Annotated in this window: 14 protein-coding genes and 1 pseudogene; 13 read left to right on the top strand and 2 right to left on the bottom strand. The window is 62.2% G+C overall.

What is annotated here, in order from left to right:
• Positions 1-2: 2 nt before the first annotated feature.
• The 7 genes and pseudogenes from V1277_RS15545 to trmB all read left to right on the top strand — a co-directional run bounded on the left by V1277_RS15545 (position 3) and on the right by trmB (position 7,025).
• Positions 3-1,058: a PhoH family protein gene (locus tag V1277_RS15545; RefSeq protein WP_035726726.1), complete on the top strand. Its 1,056-nt coding sequence runs from the start codon at positions 3-5 to the stop codon at positions 1,056-1,058.
• Positions 1,059-1,120: 62 nt separating this feature from the next.
• Complete coding sequence (gene ybeY, locus V1277_RS15540; RefSeq protein ID WP_334420384.1) at positions 1,121-1,645, top strand: rRNA maturation RNase YbeY; 525 nt, start codon at positions 1,121-1,123, stop codon at positions 1,643-1,645.
• A 1-nt stretch (position 1,646) separates the two neighbouring features.
• Positions 1,647-2,765, top strand: coding sequence for a hemolysin family protein (locus V1277_RS15535; protein WP_334417080.1), 1,119 nt, complete (start codon positions 1,647-1,649; stop codon positions 2,763-2,765).
• Positions 2,762-4,373: pseudogene (gene lnt / locus V1277_RS15530) on the top strand (apolipoprotein N-acyltransferase). The gene V1277_RS15535 and the pseudogene lnt overlap by 4 nt, the downstream one beginning before the upstream one ends.
• A 244-nt stretch (positions 4,374-4,617) precedes the next feature.
• Positions 4,618-5,034, top strand: a complete 417-nt coding sequence (locus tag V1277_RS15525) for a helix-turn-helix domain-containing protein (RefSeq protein WP_334365927.1) — start codon at positions 4,618-4,620, stop codon at positions 5,032-5,034.
• Positions 5,035-5,157: 123 nt separating this feature from the next.
• Complete coding sequence (locus tag V1277_RS15520) at positions 5,158-6,285, top strand: M20 family metallopeptidase (RefSeq protein WP_334417079.1); 1,128 nt, start codon at positions 5,158-5,160, stop codon at positions 6,283-6,285.
• Positions 6,282-7,025, top strand: a complete 744-nt coding sequence (gene trmB / locus V1277_RS15515; RefSeq protein ID WP_334417078.1) for a tRNA (guanosine(46)-N7)-methyltransferase TrmB — start codon at positions 6,282-6,284, stop codon at positions 7,023-7,025. The genes V1277_RS15520 and trmB overlap by 4 nt, the downstream gene beginning before the upstream one ends.
• 421 nt (positions 7,026-7,446) lie before the next feature.
• Here the strand turns inward: trmB and V1277_RS15510 are convergent, their stop codons facing one another.
• Entirely contained in the window at positions 7,447-8,355 is a 909-nt protein-coding gene (locus V1277_RS15510) for a DUF2189 domain-containing protein (RefSeq protein WP_334417077.1), read from the bottom strand.
• A 533-nt stretch (positions 8,356-8,888) separates the two neighbouring features.
• Here V1277_RS15510 and V1277_RS15505 point away from each other — a divergent pair.
• The 6 genes from V1277_RS15505 to V1277_RS15480 all read left to right on the top strand — a co-directional run bounded on the left by V1277_RS15505 (position 8,889) and on the right by V1277_RS15480 (position 14,407).
• Positions 8,889-9,722 carry a cytochrome c oxidase subunit II gene (locus V1277_RS15505; RefSeq protein WP_334417076.1) on the top strand — a complete coding sequence of 278 codons (834 nt, stop codon included), beginning with the start codon at positions 8,889-8,891 and terminating at the stop codon, positions 9,720-9,722.
• Positions 9,723-9,798: 76 nt separating this feature from the next.
• Complete coding sequence (locus tag V1277_RS15500; RefSeq protein WP_334417075.1) at positions 9,799-11,574, top strand: cbb3-type cytochrome c oxidase subunit I; 1,776 nt, start codon at positions 9,799-9,801, stop codon at positions 11,572-11,574.
• On the top strand, positions 11,571-12,275 hold the full coding sequence (locus tag V1277_RS15495; protein WP_334417074.1) for a cytochrome c oxidase subunit 3: 705 nt from the start codon (positions 11,571-11,573) through the stop codon (positions 12,273-12,275). Before V1277_RS15500 ends, V1277_RS15495 begins: the two co-directional genes overlap by 4 nt.
• Before the next feature lie 11 nt (positions 12,276-12,286).
• Positions 12,287-13,009 carry a heme-copper oxidase subunit III family protein gene (locus V1277_RS15490; protein ID WP_334417073.1) on the top strand — a complete coding sequence of 241 codons (723 nt, stop codon included), beginning with the start codon at positions 12,287-12,289 and terminating at the stop codon, positions 13,007-13,009.
• Positions 13,010-13,018: 9 nt separating this feature from the next.
• Positions 13,019-13,426, top strand: coding sequence for a cytochrome C oxidase subunit IV family protein (locus V1277_RS15485; protein ID WP_334417072.1), 408 nt, complete (start codon positions 13,019-13,021; stop codon positions 13,424-13,426).
• A 69-nt stretch (positions 13,427-13,495) separates the two neighbouring features.
• Positions 13,496-14,407, top strand: a complete 912-nt coding sequence (locus V1277_RS15480; protein ID WP_334417071.1) for a heme o synthase — start codon at positions 13,496-13,498, stop codon at positions 14,405-14,407.
• Between the two features lie 48 nt (positions 14,408-14,455).
• Here the strand turns inward: V1277_RS15480 and V1277_RS15475 are convergent, their stop codons facing one another.
• A complete protein-coding gene (locus V1277_RS15475) occupies positions 14,456-15,526 on the bottom strand; it encodes a DUF2336 domain-containing protein (protein ID WP_334417070.1) in 1,071 nt (356 codons plus the stop codon).
• Positions 15,527-15,689 lie beyond the last annotated feature (163 nt).

Raw genomic sequence — 15,689 nt, 5'->3', positions numbered from 1 at the left:
CCTTGCCAAAAAGCGCATCGGATTCGTCTTCGCTCGCTCCCAGCCGCAAATTTGACCGCGACATGCAAATACCGCCCGAGACCCAGGTCGTTATCGATTTCGACGACAACCGCGCCGCTTCCGCCCTCGTCGGCCCTTACGGCCAGAACCTGGCGCTGGTCGAGCGGCGGCTCGGCGTCGTGGTCGATTCCCGCGGCAACCACATCACCATCGCCGGCTCGCGTGACGGCTGCGACGCCGCACGGCGCGTGCTGGAGACGCTCTATTCACAGGCCGTGCAGGGCCACGACCTCTCGCAGGGCGAAGTCGAAGGCGCGATCCGCGCCGTCCTCGCGCAGGGCTCGCTGTTCGAGTTCGACGCCAAGACCGCAAAGCCCTCGTTCGAGACCATCAACCTGCGCAAGCGTCCGGTGCGCGCGCGCACCGCGGCGCAGGATTCCTACATCCGCGCCCTGAAACGCCACGAGCTGGTGTTCGGCATCGGCCCGGCCGGCACCGGCAAGACCTGGCTTGCGGTGGCGCATGCCGCGCAATTGTTCGAACGCAAGGAAGTCGATCGCATCATCCTGTCGCGGCCTGCGGTCGAGGCCGGCGAGCGGCTCGGCTTCCTGCCTGGAGACTTGCGCGAAAAGGTCGATCCTTACTTGAGGCCGATCTACGACGCGCTGTACGACCTGATGGACGCGCGAGTGGTGGAACGTGCATTGCAAGGCGGAGAAATCGAGATCGCGCCGCTGGCCTTCATGCGCGGCCGCACCCTGACCAATGCCGTGATCATTCTCGACGAAGCGCAGAACACCACGTCGATGCAGATGAAGATGTTCCTGACCCGGCTCGGCGAGAACAGCCGCATGATCGTCACCGGCGATCCATCGCAGGTCGACCTGCCGAACGGACAAGCTTCGGGGCTTGCCGAAGCCTGCAAGCTGCTCGACAACGTCGAAGGCATTGCGCAGGTGAAATTCACCGCGGAAGACGTCATCCGCCATGAACTGGTGGCGCGGATCGTCGCCGCCTATGAGGGATTGCCGCAGAAACCGGCAACCGGAAAATCTTGACCGCAAACTCTTCGCGCCCGGACCTGCCGCCGGCAGGCCGGGGCCGTAACCCCAACATTGCAATGCAAACCGCTGGAACGCTCGTGTCGTCCGTCCTTCCCCTCACCGAAGTTCTCGCCGTCGCCGATTGCTGGCAGGCCGAGCCGGAGGCCGAGGCGGTGATCCATCGCGCCATCAATGCGGCGGCCGAAATTGCCGATGCCGACGTCGGCGATACGGAACTTGCGGTCATGCTGACCGACGATGCCGGAATCCGCACGCTGAACAGCAACTGGCGCGGCATCGACAAGCCCACCAACGTGCTGTCGTTTCCGGCGCTGCAGCCGGCCGCGGGCGCGCCTGCGGACGCGCCGCGTATGCTCGGCGATATCGCCATCGCCTATGAGACCACCCGGAAAGAGGCCGATGAGGAAGAAAAGCCGTTCGATCATCACCTCAGCCATCTTGCGGTTCACGGGTTCCTGCATTTGATCGGGTACGACCACGAGAAGGACGAGGACGCCGAGGCCATGGAGGATCTCGAACGAGAGATTCTCGCGCAGCTCGGCATTCCCGATCCGTATGCGGACCGGGAGCGGATGGACTGAAATGCCGGACTCCGACCCGATACAGGACAACCCGCGCGACACGCGCAACTTGCCCGTGGTGGTGCAGGAAGGCGAAGTTATACGTCCGACCGCCGAGAGCTGGCTGATACGGGCGATCCGCACGCTGTTCGGTTGGAGGGCGGGATCGGTGCGCGCCGATCTTCAGGTGGTGCTCGATACTTCCACCCCTGACGATGCCGGCTTCTCCGCCATCGAGCGCACCATGCTGCGCAACATCCTCGGTCTCAACGAGCGGCGGATCGCCGACGTGATGGTGCATCGCGCCGACATCGTCGCGGTCAAGCGGGATATTCCGCTCGGCGAATTGATGGGCCTGTTCGAGAGCGCGGCGCATTCGCGGCTCGTGGTCTACGACGAAACCCTCGACGACCCCGAAGGCATCGTTCACATCCGCGACCTGCTGGCGTTCATGACCGCGAAGGCGCGCGTCGGCGATACCACCAAGCCCAAGCGCAAGAAGCCGTTCCCGGCGGGGCTCGACCTGCGCGCGGTCGACCTCGCAATGCCGCTGGCGGAGGCCAACATCATCCGCAAGCTCCTGTACGTGCCGCCGTCGATGCGGGCGATCGATTTGCTGGCGCAGATGCAGGCCTCGCGCATCCACCTGGCGCTGGTGGTGGACGAATATGGCGGCACCGACGGGCTGGTCTCGATCGAGGACATCGTCGAGCAGATCGTCGGCGAAATCGACGACGAGCACGACAGCGACGAGCCCCCATCGATCGTCCGCCAGGGAGATAACGCCTTCATCGCGGATGCCCGCGCCAGCCTCGAGGATGCGCGCAAGATGATCGGCGAGGAATTCGTGACCGGCGAGGGGAGCGAGGAAGTCGCCACCCTCGGCGGCTATCTGGTGTCCCAGGTCGGCCGGCTGCCCGTGCGCGGCGAGGTCATTGCCGGTCCGGGCAACTTCGAGATCGAGGTGCTCGATGCCGATCCGCGGCGCGTCAAGCGGCTGCGGATCGGGATTCGGAAAGAACGCCCCGCGCCGCGCGCGACGCGCGAGCGAAGCCGCCGCGAGGCCGCTCCCGACACCAGCACGGCGCCGACCAACGACAACACGCCGCCGGCTTCCGGCGATGGAGCCGGCTCGCAGTGATCTCAACCAGCAAATTCCGCGTCGCGGGACTTTCGATCATCCTGGCCTGGGGCTGGAAGCGCGCGGCGATCGCGCTCGTCGCCGGCGCCATGTCGGCACTTTCGATGGCGCCGTTCAACGCCTGGCCGGTGCTGTTTGTGACGTTTCCGGTCGTGATCTGGCTGATCGACGGCGCGGCGGCCGGAAAATGGCGCGGGGTGCCGGCGGCGGCGATGGCGGGCTTCTGGTTCGGGCTCGGCTATTTCGTGCCCGGGCTCTACTGGATCGGCAACGCCTTCCTGGTCGACGCGCCGACCTTTGCCTGGCTGATGCCGTTCGCGGTGCTCGGCCTGCCGGCCTATCTCGCCTTGTTTCCGGCGCTCGGCTTCGCGCTGGCGCGGCTGATCTGGACGCGGGGATGCGTCGCGGGTTCTGGCGCTCGCGATCGGGCTCACGGTCAGCGAATGGCTGCGCGGCTATATGCTATCGGGATTTCCTTGGAATGCCTTCGGCTACGCGCTGTCGGAGCCCTTGGCGCTGGCGCAGGCGGCGTCGCTGATCGGGCTGTGGGGCATGACCTTCCTTAGTGTTGCGATCTTTGCCAGCCCGGCGGCGCTGATCGACGGCTCATCGCGCGGCCGCAAGCCCTGGATCGCGCCGGTGGCGGCACTCTTGCTGCTCGCGGCGATGGGAATTTACGGCGCCGTGCGGCTGTCGCTGCAGCCGACGGCCCTGACCAAGGTCAAGCTACGTATCATGCAGCCGAACCTGCAGCAGGACGTCAAATTCAACTATGGCGCCAAAGCGGAGGTGATGCAGAAATACCTTGCTCTGTCCGACCGCGCTTCAGGCCCGCAGTCCACCGGCGTGCGCGACGTGCAAATCCTGATTTGGCCGGAATCGGCTTTCCCGTTTTTCCTGACGCGCGAAACCGACGCGATGGCACAGATCGCGGAGCTCCTGCCCAAGGGCACGGTGCTGATGACCGGCTCGGTGCGCGCTCCGGACACCCCGCCCGGCGTGCGCGTCTCCCGCGCCTACAATTCGATCTATGTGATCGACCACGACGGCGGCGTGCTGTCGGTCTACGACAAGCTGCATCTGGTGCCGTTCGGCGAGTATCTGCCGTTTCAGGAATGGATGGAGAAGCTCGGCTTCGTGCAGCTTACAAAAGTCCACGGCGGCTTCATTCCGGGCACGCGGCACCGCGCGATGGAGATACCGAATGCGCCGCGCGCGCTACCGTTGATCTGTTATGAGGCGATTTTTCCCGGAAATGTTGCAGCGCGTGACGACCGCCCCGGCTGGATCGTCAACCTGACCAATGACGGCTGGTTTGGAAATTCAACAGGCCCCTATCAGCACCTGCAGCAGGCGCGGCTGCGTGCGATCGAAGAAGGTCTGCCGATGGTGCGCGCCGCCAACACCGGCATCTCGGCGGTGATCGATCCCTCGGGGCGAATTGTGGCACAGCTCGGCCTCGGCATCGAAGGCGTGCTGGATGCCAGCCTGCCGTTCGCGCTGTCGCCGACGGTTTATGCTCGCCTTGGAGATATCCCGGCGGCCGTGATTGTGGCCGCAGCCTTGTTGGTCGTCGTCAGACGCCGTGTTGCGAAGCACGCTGCCTGAGATTCGCACGACCGGGTTGTCACTGGTTTACTAAAAACGCTACGTGCGCGGCTCCACCAGTTGACAGACAGCCTGCGATTCGCTTTCTGCGCTTGCAAGCAAAATACGACAACCAGTCACTTCCGTTGCTCAGATCGTCCGCAATTCTACCCGATCCTCCGAGCAGGATATGACGGTACTGGCGCGCCTGAGGCATAGATTTCCACTGCCTCATTCCCGGCGCGCAATCCTAGGAGTGATGCAGATGTCCACCAAAGCGCCCAATCCGGTCGACAAATATGTCGGCAGCCGCGTCCGGATGCGCCGCATCATGCTGGGCATGAGTCAGGAAAAGCTCGGCGAAGCGCTCGGCCTCACGTTCCAGCAGGTTCAGAAGTACGAAAAGGGCACCAACCGGGTCGGCGCCAGCCGCCTGCAGCAGATTTCCGAGATTTTGCAGGTGCCGGTGTCGTTTCTGTTCGATGGCGGGCCGAGCGGCATAGCGAATGCGGACGGGTTTGGGGACGGTGCCTCTCCGGCCTACGTGTCCGATTTCCTCGCGACGTCAGAGGGTCTGGCGCTGACGCGCGCGTTCACGCGCATCACCGATTCCAAAATGCGCCGCTCCATCGTCGAATTGGTCGAGCAGATCGCGTCGCGCGACGGCCCGGACCCGCGCTGATTTTTATCGCGCACCGGTTTAAGAATTTCGTATTCCGGAATATGCCGTCATTTCGCGCCTGCATTGGCGCGGGTTCACGATGTGCAATTGCGCATCGGGGCATGACGCCGTATCGGATACGACATGACGACAACCAATCCCTTCGATTCAGCACCGATCCTCGAGGGCATTCGCCGCTGGGTCGAAATCGAGAGCCCGACCGAAGCGCCCGAGCAGGTCAACAAGCTCGCCGACCTCGTCGCTGAAGGCTATCGCGGCCTGCCCGCGACGGTGGAGCGGATCGCCGGCCGCTCCGGCTGCGGCGATCATCTGGTGGCGCGCTCGGCATGGGGGCAGCGCGAACCGGGAATCCTGGTGCTGAGCCATCTCGATACGGTGCATCCGCTTGGCTTCATCGAGCGGCTGCCATTCCGGATCGAGGGCGACAGCGCATTCGGCCCGGGCATCTACGACATGAAGGGCGGCGCCTATCTCGCCTATCATGCGTTTCGGCAAATCTGCGCCGACAGTGCACGGCCGCCACTCGGCATCACGCAGCTCTATGTCTCCGATGAAGAGATCGGCAGCCCGACCTCGCGCGCGCTGATCGAGGCCGAAGGCCGCAAGGCAAAATATGTGCTGGTCACCGAACCGGCGCGCGACGGCGGCAAGATCGTCACCGGACGCAAGGGCATTGGTCGCTTCGAGGTCTTCATCAACGGCGTGCCCTCGCATGCTGGCACCCGGCCGGAGGATGGCCGCAGCGCCATCCGCGAACTCGGCAATGTCATTCAAACGCTGGAGGCGATGAACGACCTTGCACGCGGTATCACCGTCAATGTCGGCGTGGTCCGCGGCGGCACCAGGCCGAACGTAATCGCGGAAGAGGCCTATGCCGAGGTCGATTTGCGCGTGCCGACGATGGCCGATTCCGACGAGCTCGTTGCCAAAATCCTCAATCTGAAATCGCGCAGCGATGGCGTCACGGTGAAGGTGATCGGCGAATTGAACCGCCCGCCTTACGAAAAGAGCAATGCCGGCGCCGCGCTCTACGAGCATGCCAGGACGATCGCGGCGGAGATCGGCTTCGATCTGGTCGACACCTCGACCGGCGGCGGCTCCGACGGCAATTTCACCGCGCCGCATACTGCAACCCTCGACGGGCTCGGCGTCGACGGCCGAGGCGCGCATACCCATTACGAGCAGATGTACGTCTCCTCGATCGAGCCGAGGGCGCGGCTGCTGTTCCGGCTGTACCAGACGCTGCGATGATATCCGCCCCGAACGATACGGAAGATCGCGGCCCCCCGCCCGATGACGGCGCGGCTACGCATGCGCGTGGCTCGTTCTTCGGGCGCCGCAAGGGCCACAAGCTCCGCATCCACCAGGCCGACCTGATCGACAAACTGCTGCCGCATCTCGCGCTCGACATTGCGACGCCTGCGCCGGAGCGGCTTACCGATCTGTTCGATGGCCGACCTACGGATGCCAGGCTCGAGATCGGGTTCGGCGGCGGCGAACATCTGATCGCGGAAGCGCAGGCGTATCCGAACATGGGGTTCATCGGCTGCGAACCGTATGTGAACGGCATGGCCAAGATCCTGACGCAGATCGAGGCGCACAACATCGGCAATATCAGGCTCTATGCCGGCGACGCCGCGGAATTGCTGGCCTGGCTGCCGCCGCGGTCGCTGACGCGGATCGACCTGATCCATCCCGATCCCTGGCCGAAGCGGCGGCACTGGAAGCGGCGCTTCGTGCAGGACGCAACGGTGAAGGCGATGGCGCGCATCCTCAAGGACGGCGGTGAATTCCGTTTCGTCAGCGACATTGACGATTACTGCGCCTGGACGCTGGCACATCTGATGCGCTCGCCGGATTTCGTCTGGACCGCCGAGCGCGCCGCCGACTGGCAGAAGCCCTGGGACGCCTACACCATGACGCGCTACGGCCGCAAAGCCGAGCGTGAGGGGCGGGTCGCGGCGTATCTGCGGTTTCGGCGGGTCGGCTAGCGGGGAACCTTTCTGAGCCTGGATGCTTGAGTCCACCCCATGCGGGGCAACGAACTGAGAGGCGGGAATGTTCCTGACGGGACTTGGCGCGCTCCTCGTTATCGGCGGACTCCTGTATATGGCGCGCACCACCATTTGGCGGGGACCGCTTAGCGGTCGGGATTCCGCCAGACCGGTTCGCCAGACTTTGGAGCCGCCCCAGCGCAGCGTGCGATTCTTGGGGCTTGGCGCGAATTGGCCGGGCATCCTCCTTATGGCCCTCGGTGGAGCTTTGTTGGTGTCGGGGGCCAATTTTTAGCCCCCGATAACCAGAGCCGTATGTCAGCAATGAATGGCGCCCAAGGCGGCGACGCGGGTCAAACCGATTTGCCGTAGACACGAACTCGGCAGCTCGATCCCGGTTCTATTTCACCGTTACGCGCTAACGCTCGCGGCTCCACGGGAAGAGATTGGCCGGGAAATCCGCTGCGTAACGGTGTCCTTTCCGCAGGCGAGGCTGTTCCTGTGGAGGATTGGAATCCGGCTCCACCACCTTTCGGTACAGATGCCAGGTGGCATGACCGAGCAATGGCAAAGCAACAGCGAGTCCAACGAAGACCGGCAACGAACCGAGCACCAGCAGCGCCGCAACAATCAGTCCCCACCCGGCCATTTCAACCGGATTCTTCATCACGACCCGCAGCGAGGTCCGGATCGCGTCAATCGCAGTCGCATGGCGGTCGAGCATCAACGGAAACGACACAACACTAACGCACAGGGCCGCGACCGCGAACAGGAAGCCAACGCCGCAACCAACGATGATGAGCGACCATCCGTCCGGCGTCGTCAGCACGCGCGTTGCGAAATCGGGGATGCTCGCAGCCGGCGCGTGGCCGAAGATCGAGACGTAGATAGCGTTCGCTGCGCCGATCCAAGCCCCGAACAGAACCAGCAGGAGCACGCCGAGTTCGACCATGGCACCGAGAGCCGGAGCGCGCAGCACGGAAAGCGCATCCCATGCGCCGACTTCCTCGCCGCGCTCGCGGCGGCGGCTGAGCTCGTAGAGACCAATCGCGGCAAAAGGTCCAATCAAGGCAAACCCGGCCGCCAGCGGAAACAGTAGCGGCAGTACCGAATAGCCAAGGACCATCCTGAACAGAAAAATACCGAGGACGGGATAAATCACGCACAGGACAACCGCGTGACTTGGCATTGCACTGAAGTCTTCCCAGCCCAGGCGCAGCGCCTCGCCCAGGTCGGATAGTTTGATTTTGCGAACGGGATATGTGGCGGCGTCGCCGAATACGTGCCGTGCAACTTTTGAGATGTTGTCGGAATAGACAGTGGCCATGGACGCACCCTCCCGTGCTCACAGTTGCGGCGGTCGAAACGACGCGCCGCAACATGCGCGTCTCCGCCCTGGTGTGCGAGAGTCGCGGTCGAGCCGAGTACGGCAAACCCAAATGCATCGAAAGGAGCTTAGCCGGACGAAACTTGTCGCGACCTCGCCGACAGCTTAGCGCCATAGCGTCCCGACAGTGCTCACGGTTCGGTGAACTGTGCACGTTCACGGTCATTTGGTGCATTGCGTCATCTCAAACGAATTGTGCTGACTGATGCTCGCCAGCTTGCTGGCATCCGCGCAGACGCTGAAGTGATCTATTGACGCCAGCCCCGACGCGTACCATCCTCACTACTGACGCCCCAGACTTGATGGTAATCGGTCGTAACGTGTGCCCGGCGCCACGTTTGGATGTCGCGACCGGTCAAAGTGGGCGAGGCAAGACACACTGCGATGGCGCACGTGAAGTCGGCCATCCAGACGGTGTGAGCTCCGCCCTCCGATTTGTCTCCGTTGCCTTAGGTGGCAAGGAGGAGTGAGGGATGATTGTCGCTATCATACTGCTTTTGGTCGCAGTCGGCTCGGTGCTGTTTCACATCTACAGCCCGTGGTGGTGGACGCCGATCGCCACTAACTGGCGCTACATTGACGACACCATCAACATAACCTTCTGGATCACTGGGGCGGTTTTCTTCGCGGTCATCGCTTTCATGGCCTATTGCGTCTTCCGCTTTCATCACAAGGAAGGAAGACAGGCACACTACAATCCGGAGAACAAGAAGCTCGAGTGGTGGCTCAGCATCGGTACAGCAATCGGCGTCGGAGCCATGCTGGCGCCCGGCCTGTTCGTCTGGCACCAGTTCGTCACGGTTCCGGCGAACGCTACCGAGATCGAGGTCATGGGCCAACAGTGGCAATGGGCCTTCCGCCTGCCGGGGAAGGACGGCCGGATGGGCACGACCGATGTCCGCCACGTCAGTCCCGAGAACCCTATGGGCCTGAATCGCGACGACCCGCACGGGCAAGACGACGTCGTGATCGAAAGTGGCGAGATGCACCTCCCGGTCGGAAAGCCGGTCAAGGTTTTGCTCCGCTCAGTCGACGTCCTGCACGATTTCTATGTGCCCGAATTCCGGGCCAAGATGGATATGGTGCCCGGCATGGTCACTTATTTCTGGATGACTCCGATCCGAACCGGAACGTTTGACGTGCTGTGCGCCGAGTTGTGCGGCGCAGCGCATGCACAGATGCGGGCCAAGGTCATCGTCGAGGAAGAAAGCGAATATCACGCCTGGCTGGAGCAACAGAAGACGTTTGCGGAATTGTCAGGCCGAAGCGCCGTTACGAAGGCGACATACAGATCAGGCGGCAAGTAGGTGCCGCTGCGAAGATAGATCGGGCGCGTGAGACCGAGTCTTCACTCCCGACGGAAACGACCGAGGAGGTATTTCTATGGTCGATGTTCCATATGAAGCAACCGTCGACGTTCCGCCTGCCGAAGTGGCAGAGGTTGAACTCTATCACCCCAAAAGCTGGTGGACACAGTACGTCTTTTCGCAGGACGCCAAAGTCATCGCCATCCAATACTCGCTGACGGCGACGGCAATCGGTCTGGTGGCGTTGGTGCTGTCGTGGCTGATGCGCCTGCAACTGGGGTTTCCAGGCACATTTTCCTTCATCGATGCAAGCCAGTACCTCCAGTTCATCACCATGCACGGCATGATCATGGTGATCTACCTGCTTACAGCCTTGTTCCTGGGAGGCTTTGGCAACTACCTGATCCCGCTGATGGTCGGCGCCCGGGACATGGTTTTCCCCTATGTGAACATGCTGAGCTACTGGGTCTACCTGCTCGCCGTCATCGTGCTGGCTTCGACCTTCTTCGTACCCGGCGGGCCCACCGGCGCCGGCTGGACGCTATACCCACCGCAGGCGATTCTGTCCGGCACTCCCGGGCAGGATTGGGGCATCATTCTCATGCTGTCCTCACTGATCCTGTTCATCATCGGCTTCACGATGGGCGGGCTGAACTACGTGGTAACGGTGCTGCAGGCGCGCACCCGCGGCATGACGCTGATGCGGCTGCCCTTGACAGTATGGGGCATCTTCACGGCCACCATCATGGCGCTATTGGCCTTCCCGGCGCTGTTCGTCGCCTCCGTCATGATGCTGTTCGACCGTCTCCTCGGAACCAGCTTCTTCATGCCCGCACTCGTCGAGATGGGGCAGCAGATGAAGTATGGCGGCGGCAGCCCGATCCTGTTCCAGCACCTGTTCTGGTTCTTCGGTCATCCCGAAGTCTATATCGTCGCCCTGCCCGCCTTCGGCATCGTTTCCGATCTGATCAGCACGCATGCGCGAAAGAACATCTTCGGCTATCGCATGATGGTTTGGGCCATTGTGGCGATCGGCGCGCTCAGCTTTATAGTGTGGGCGCACCACATGTATGTGAGCGGCATGCACCCGCACTTCGGGTTCTTCTTCGCTACGACGACGCTCATCATCGCCATCCCCACCGCCATCAAAGTCTACAACTGGGTGCTAACCCTGTGGCGCGGCGACATTCATCTCACAGTGCCGATGCTGTTCGCGCTCGGCTTTATCATAACATTCGTGAACGGCGGGCTCACCGGTCTGTTCCTCGGCAACGTCGTCGTGGATGTGCCGCTTTCGGATACCATGTTCGTTGTCGCGCATTTCCACATGGTGATGGGCGTGGCGCCCATCATGGTCGTGCTGGGAGCAATCTATCATTGGTACCCCAAGGTCACCGGGCGGATGCTGGATGACTGGATGGGCAAGTTCCATTTCTGGGTCACGTTCCTCGGTGCCTACCTGATCTTCTTCCCTATGCACTATCTTGGACTGCTCGGGGTGCCGCGCCGGTATCACGACATCGGCGAAGCGGCGTTCATCACCCCATCGGTGCATACGCTGAACGCCTTCATGAGCGTGGTGGCGCTGATCGTGGGCCTCGCCCAGATGGTGTTCCTGTTCAACCTGGTCTGGAGCTATTTCAAGGGCAGGCCTTCCGGCGGCAATCCGTGGCGGGCAACAACACTGGAATGGCAGACGCCGGAGACGCCGCCCGGACACGGCAACTGGGGCAAGGAACTCCCGGTGGTCTATCGCTGGGCGTATGACTATAGCGTGCCAGGCGCCAAGGAAGATTTCATTCCGCAGAACCAGCCGCCCGCGACACGGGCCGTCCAGGGAGCCACGCCGTGAGCGCCATCGTCCTGTTCATGGCGGTGATTGCGGTCATCGTGGGATGGTGGCTGTCGCAGCAACGGCTGACAGCCAAGCCCTGGCTGGAAGAAGGTTCGATCGATGACTTCCCGGGCACGGGAGCGATGACCGTGCCGGCAGCGAAGCTCGGGCTGGGAGTGTTTCTCGCTGTCGCCACCTCATTGTTCGCGCTCTTCATCAGCGCCTACTCCATGCGCATGGACATGGTGGACTGGCGGGCACTGCCCGTGCCGGCACTGCTCTGGTTCAACACCGGCGTCCTGGTTTTGAGCAGCGTCGCGATGCAATGGGCATACGCGTCCGCACAACGGAACAACATGGACGGTGTAATCGTCGGCATCTGTGCGGGAGGAGCATCCGCCATCATATTCCTGATCGGGCAGTTGCTGGCGTGGCGGCAGCTAAGCGTCGCGGGGTATTTCGTGGCGTCCAATCCTGCCAATTCCTTCTTCTACATGATCACTGCGGCGCACGGGCTGCATCTGATGGGCGGTCTGGCGGCCCTGGGTAGAACGACCGCCAAGGTGTGGCGTGGCGCTGAGATGCCGCAGCTACGCCTCAGCGTGGAGCTCTGTGTCATCTACTGGCATTTCCTGCTGTTGGTCTGGCTGGTCCTGCTTGGCCTGCTGACCGGCTGGACGGACGATTTCGTCGACATCTGTCGCCGGTTGCTCAGCTAGGGAGGCCCCAGATGGCAGAGACTGCGCTGACAAACACCACAGCATCCCCTGCACGAATTGAAGGCTGGCGAGGCATCGCCGCCGATTGGTCTTCCGACCAGCGCGCGTTCAAGAACGTGTCCTGGGGCAAGGCCATGATGTGGATCTTCCTCCTGAGCGACACCTTCATCTTCAGTTGCTTCCTGCTGTCGTACATGACGGCGCGAATGTCCACGACCGTGCCGTGGCCCAATCCGAGTGAGGTGTTCGCTCTCGAGATTGCGGGGCATCACATCCCGCTCATCCTGATCGCCATCATGACCTTCATCCTGATCAGCAGCAGCGGGACGATGGCGATGGCCGTCAATTTCGGCTACCGCCGCGATCGCGTCAAAACAGCAGTCCTGATGCTGGTTACGGCAGCACTTGGCGCAACGTTCGTCGGGATGCAGGCTTTCGAGTGGACCAAGCTGATCATGGAGGGAGTGCGGCCTTGGGAGAACCCCTGGGGTGCGGCGCAGTTCGGCTCCAGCTTTTTCATGATCACAGGCTTCCACGGAACGCACGTGACTTTCGGCGTGATTTTCCTGATCGCTATCGCGCGAAAGGTCTGGCGCGGAGATTTTGATCACGGACGACGCGGATTCTTCACGAGCCGGAAGGGAAACTACGAAATCGTCGAAATAATGGGCCTGTACTGGCACTTCGTCGATCTTGTGTGGGTGTTCATCTTTGCCTTCTTCTATCTTTGGTGAGGTCAGCGCATGACAAACGTAGCGGTAGATTTGGGAGTCCAACAACCTTCGCTGCACGCTCACAAGCATGAGGCAATCGCAGTCGCAGCGGGAGCCGCGCACGCAGAGGGGCAGCAGCACCCAATCAAGCTCTATCTCGTGGTCTGGGGATGGTTGTTTGTCCTCAGCGCGTGCTCCTATCTCGTCGACTACTTTGGCCTCCAGGGCTATCTCAGATGGTCGTTGATCCTGCTGTTCATGGTGCTGAAGGCCGGCTTGATCGTCGCCGTGTTCATGCACATGGCCTGGGAGCGGCTGGCCCTGGCCTATGCCATTCTGCTGCCTCCGGTGCTGGTGCTGGTGTTCGTGGCCATCATGGTGTTCGAATCCGAGTACACGCACTTCATCCGGGTCCTGTTCTTCGCGTCACCGACGTAGTTATTTTTGCTTCGCGCGGAGGTGCTTCAAGGCGTCGCCAGTTCGCTTGCAACAGGGGGCATCAGTCTCATGCAAATCAATCGTTCAATTCTCCTTCGCGGGAGGTATGCCAACGTCGGGGACTATGTCGCGCTGACAAAGCCGCGCGTTATGTCGCTGGTCGTATTTACGGCACTCGTCGGTCTCATGGTCGCGCCAGGCGACATCGATCCATTCGCCGGTATGGCTGCCCTTCTTTGCATAGCTGCCGGAGCTGGCGCCGCAGGTGCTCTCAATATGTGGTACGACGCCGACATCGATGCGGTGATGGCGCGTACCGCCATGCGTCCAATTCCCAGCGGCCGTGTATCTCGCTCGGAAGCATTGGTTTTCGGACTGATGCTCGGCGTGTGCGCCGTTCTGGCTCTCGGCACTTTGCTGAACTTGGCTGCGGCTGCGCTGCTTGCGTTCACAATTTTCTTTTATGTCGTCGTCTACACGATGTGGCTCAAGCGCCGAACACCGCAGAACATCGTCATTGGCGGTGCTGCTGGCGCACTTCCTCCGGTGATCGGCTGGGTTGCTGCCGCCGGAAGTGCCGGGATCGAGCCGCTGATCCTGTTCCTGATCATCTTTCTTTGGACGCCACCCCACTTCTGGGCACTGTCGCTCAATCTTGCCGGAGAATATACCAGGGCCGGCGTGCCGATGCTGCCGGTCGTAGCCGGCGAGGCCGAAACAAAACGCCAGATTCTTCTCTACAGCGTTTTTCTCGCTCTGATCTCACTGCTACCTTGGGCGCTGGGGTTCGCCGGAGCGATCTATGGCGCGGCTGCGGCGATCCTTGGGGCGATCATGGTTTTTCTTTCAGGGCAAGTACATCGGAGCGACGATAAGCAGCGGCGGCCTGCTCGTCGCCTGTTTGTGTTTTCGATACTCTATCTGGTTCTTCTGTTTGGTGTGCTGCTGATGAATGCGACACCCTACGCTCAGCCCCGCTAGAACGAAGCCCGCCGCTACGCGCAATGACGCCGGCGGCCGGCGAGACCGTTACCGCGTCTTCCAGAACTCGACGACGCGCTGGGCGGTCATGGGCATCAGGCGCACGTAATTCACACGCGCGCTTTCGATGTCGGCAGGCGATGCCGTCCGGTTCGGACCGAGCCGAAGGATAATCAGCGCGCGCACCGTCGCCCATTCGAGATCGATGGCTTTGCCGGCGATCAGGATCGGATCGTAGCGATCGCCGCTGATCAGGCGGTCGAGGGTTTCGATCTTGACGCCGGTCATCGCCGACAGCGCGGCGATCGATTCCTCGTATTTGAAGACCCTGGCAAAGTTGAGCAACGCGCCTTCGCCGAGCGCGCCCTCACGGTGGAGTTTCAGCACCGTGCGCTGCGCCGGCACGAAGTCGCGTCGCTCCTCGCGTTCGGACGGGCCGGTGATAGCAGTCATTGCCTGCTTGATATCGGCCTGCCGCTCGGGCTTGACGACCTGGAACAGGCGGCGACGGATGATGTCGATGGAGCCGGAGAGCAACTCCTTCAATTGCGCAGGCGACAGATCGTCGCGCTGGCCGAGCCTGATCGTCAGCACGCCGTCCTGGCCGGCGCGCTTGATCAGCGTCGAATAGCCTTCCGATGAAAAGGCCGCGCCCGCATTGCCGGCGGCGCGCCTGACCACCGCGCGGTCGCCGCGGGCGATCATGACGTCGGTGAGATCGGCCGAAAGCGTCGGCCGCTCCGCCATCGCCAGCAGATGACCCTGGCCCTTCATGGACGCAATTTCGAGCAGCATCTTTTCGTCGATGACCGGCGAGCGGCGCAGCAGCGGGCCGGCAATGGCGATTTCATCCTCATGGGCAAGATGGCCGACCAGGCCACGCGGCGCATTCGCCAGCGTCGACAAGCGCTCGGCCAACTCGGCGCGCGCCTCGATCTCGGCATGCGGAACGAGGCTGGTCAGAACGCCATCGAAAAAATCGACGTGATCGGGGCGGAAGCTTGCTGCACCCTGCAGGAAGAGCTCGCTGATACGGCGCGCGGCATCGGCGCGGCGCTTGGGGTCGCCACGACTGACAATGTCGTCGAGTTCCGGGATCAGCGATGGTGAAGCAATCATAAACCCGCCCAAACCGGCCGAAATTGGCTGGTTTTCGGGGAAATCTAGGCAGCGTTCATGAATGAAGGGTTAGACTTTACCCCGCTCTCAAAGCTTGGCAAAATCGGCCTTAACGGGATTGCGGGCCTTGTCGGATTGCGGAAAAACCGCTATATCCGCGGCA

This window comes from Bradyrhizobium sp. AZCC 1588 (assembly GCF_036924735.1).
Taxonomy (GTDB): Bacteria; Pseudomonadota; Alphaproteobacteria; order Rhizobiales; family Xanthobacteraceae; genus Bradyrhizobium.
This window is presented reverse-complemented; position numbering and strand designations above follow the sequence as displayed.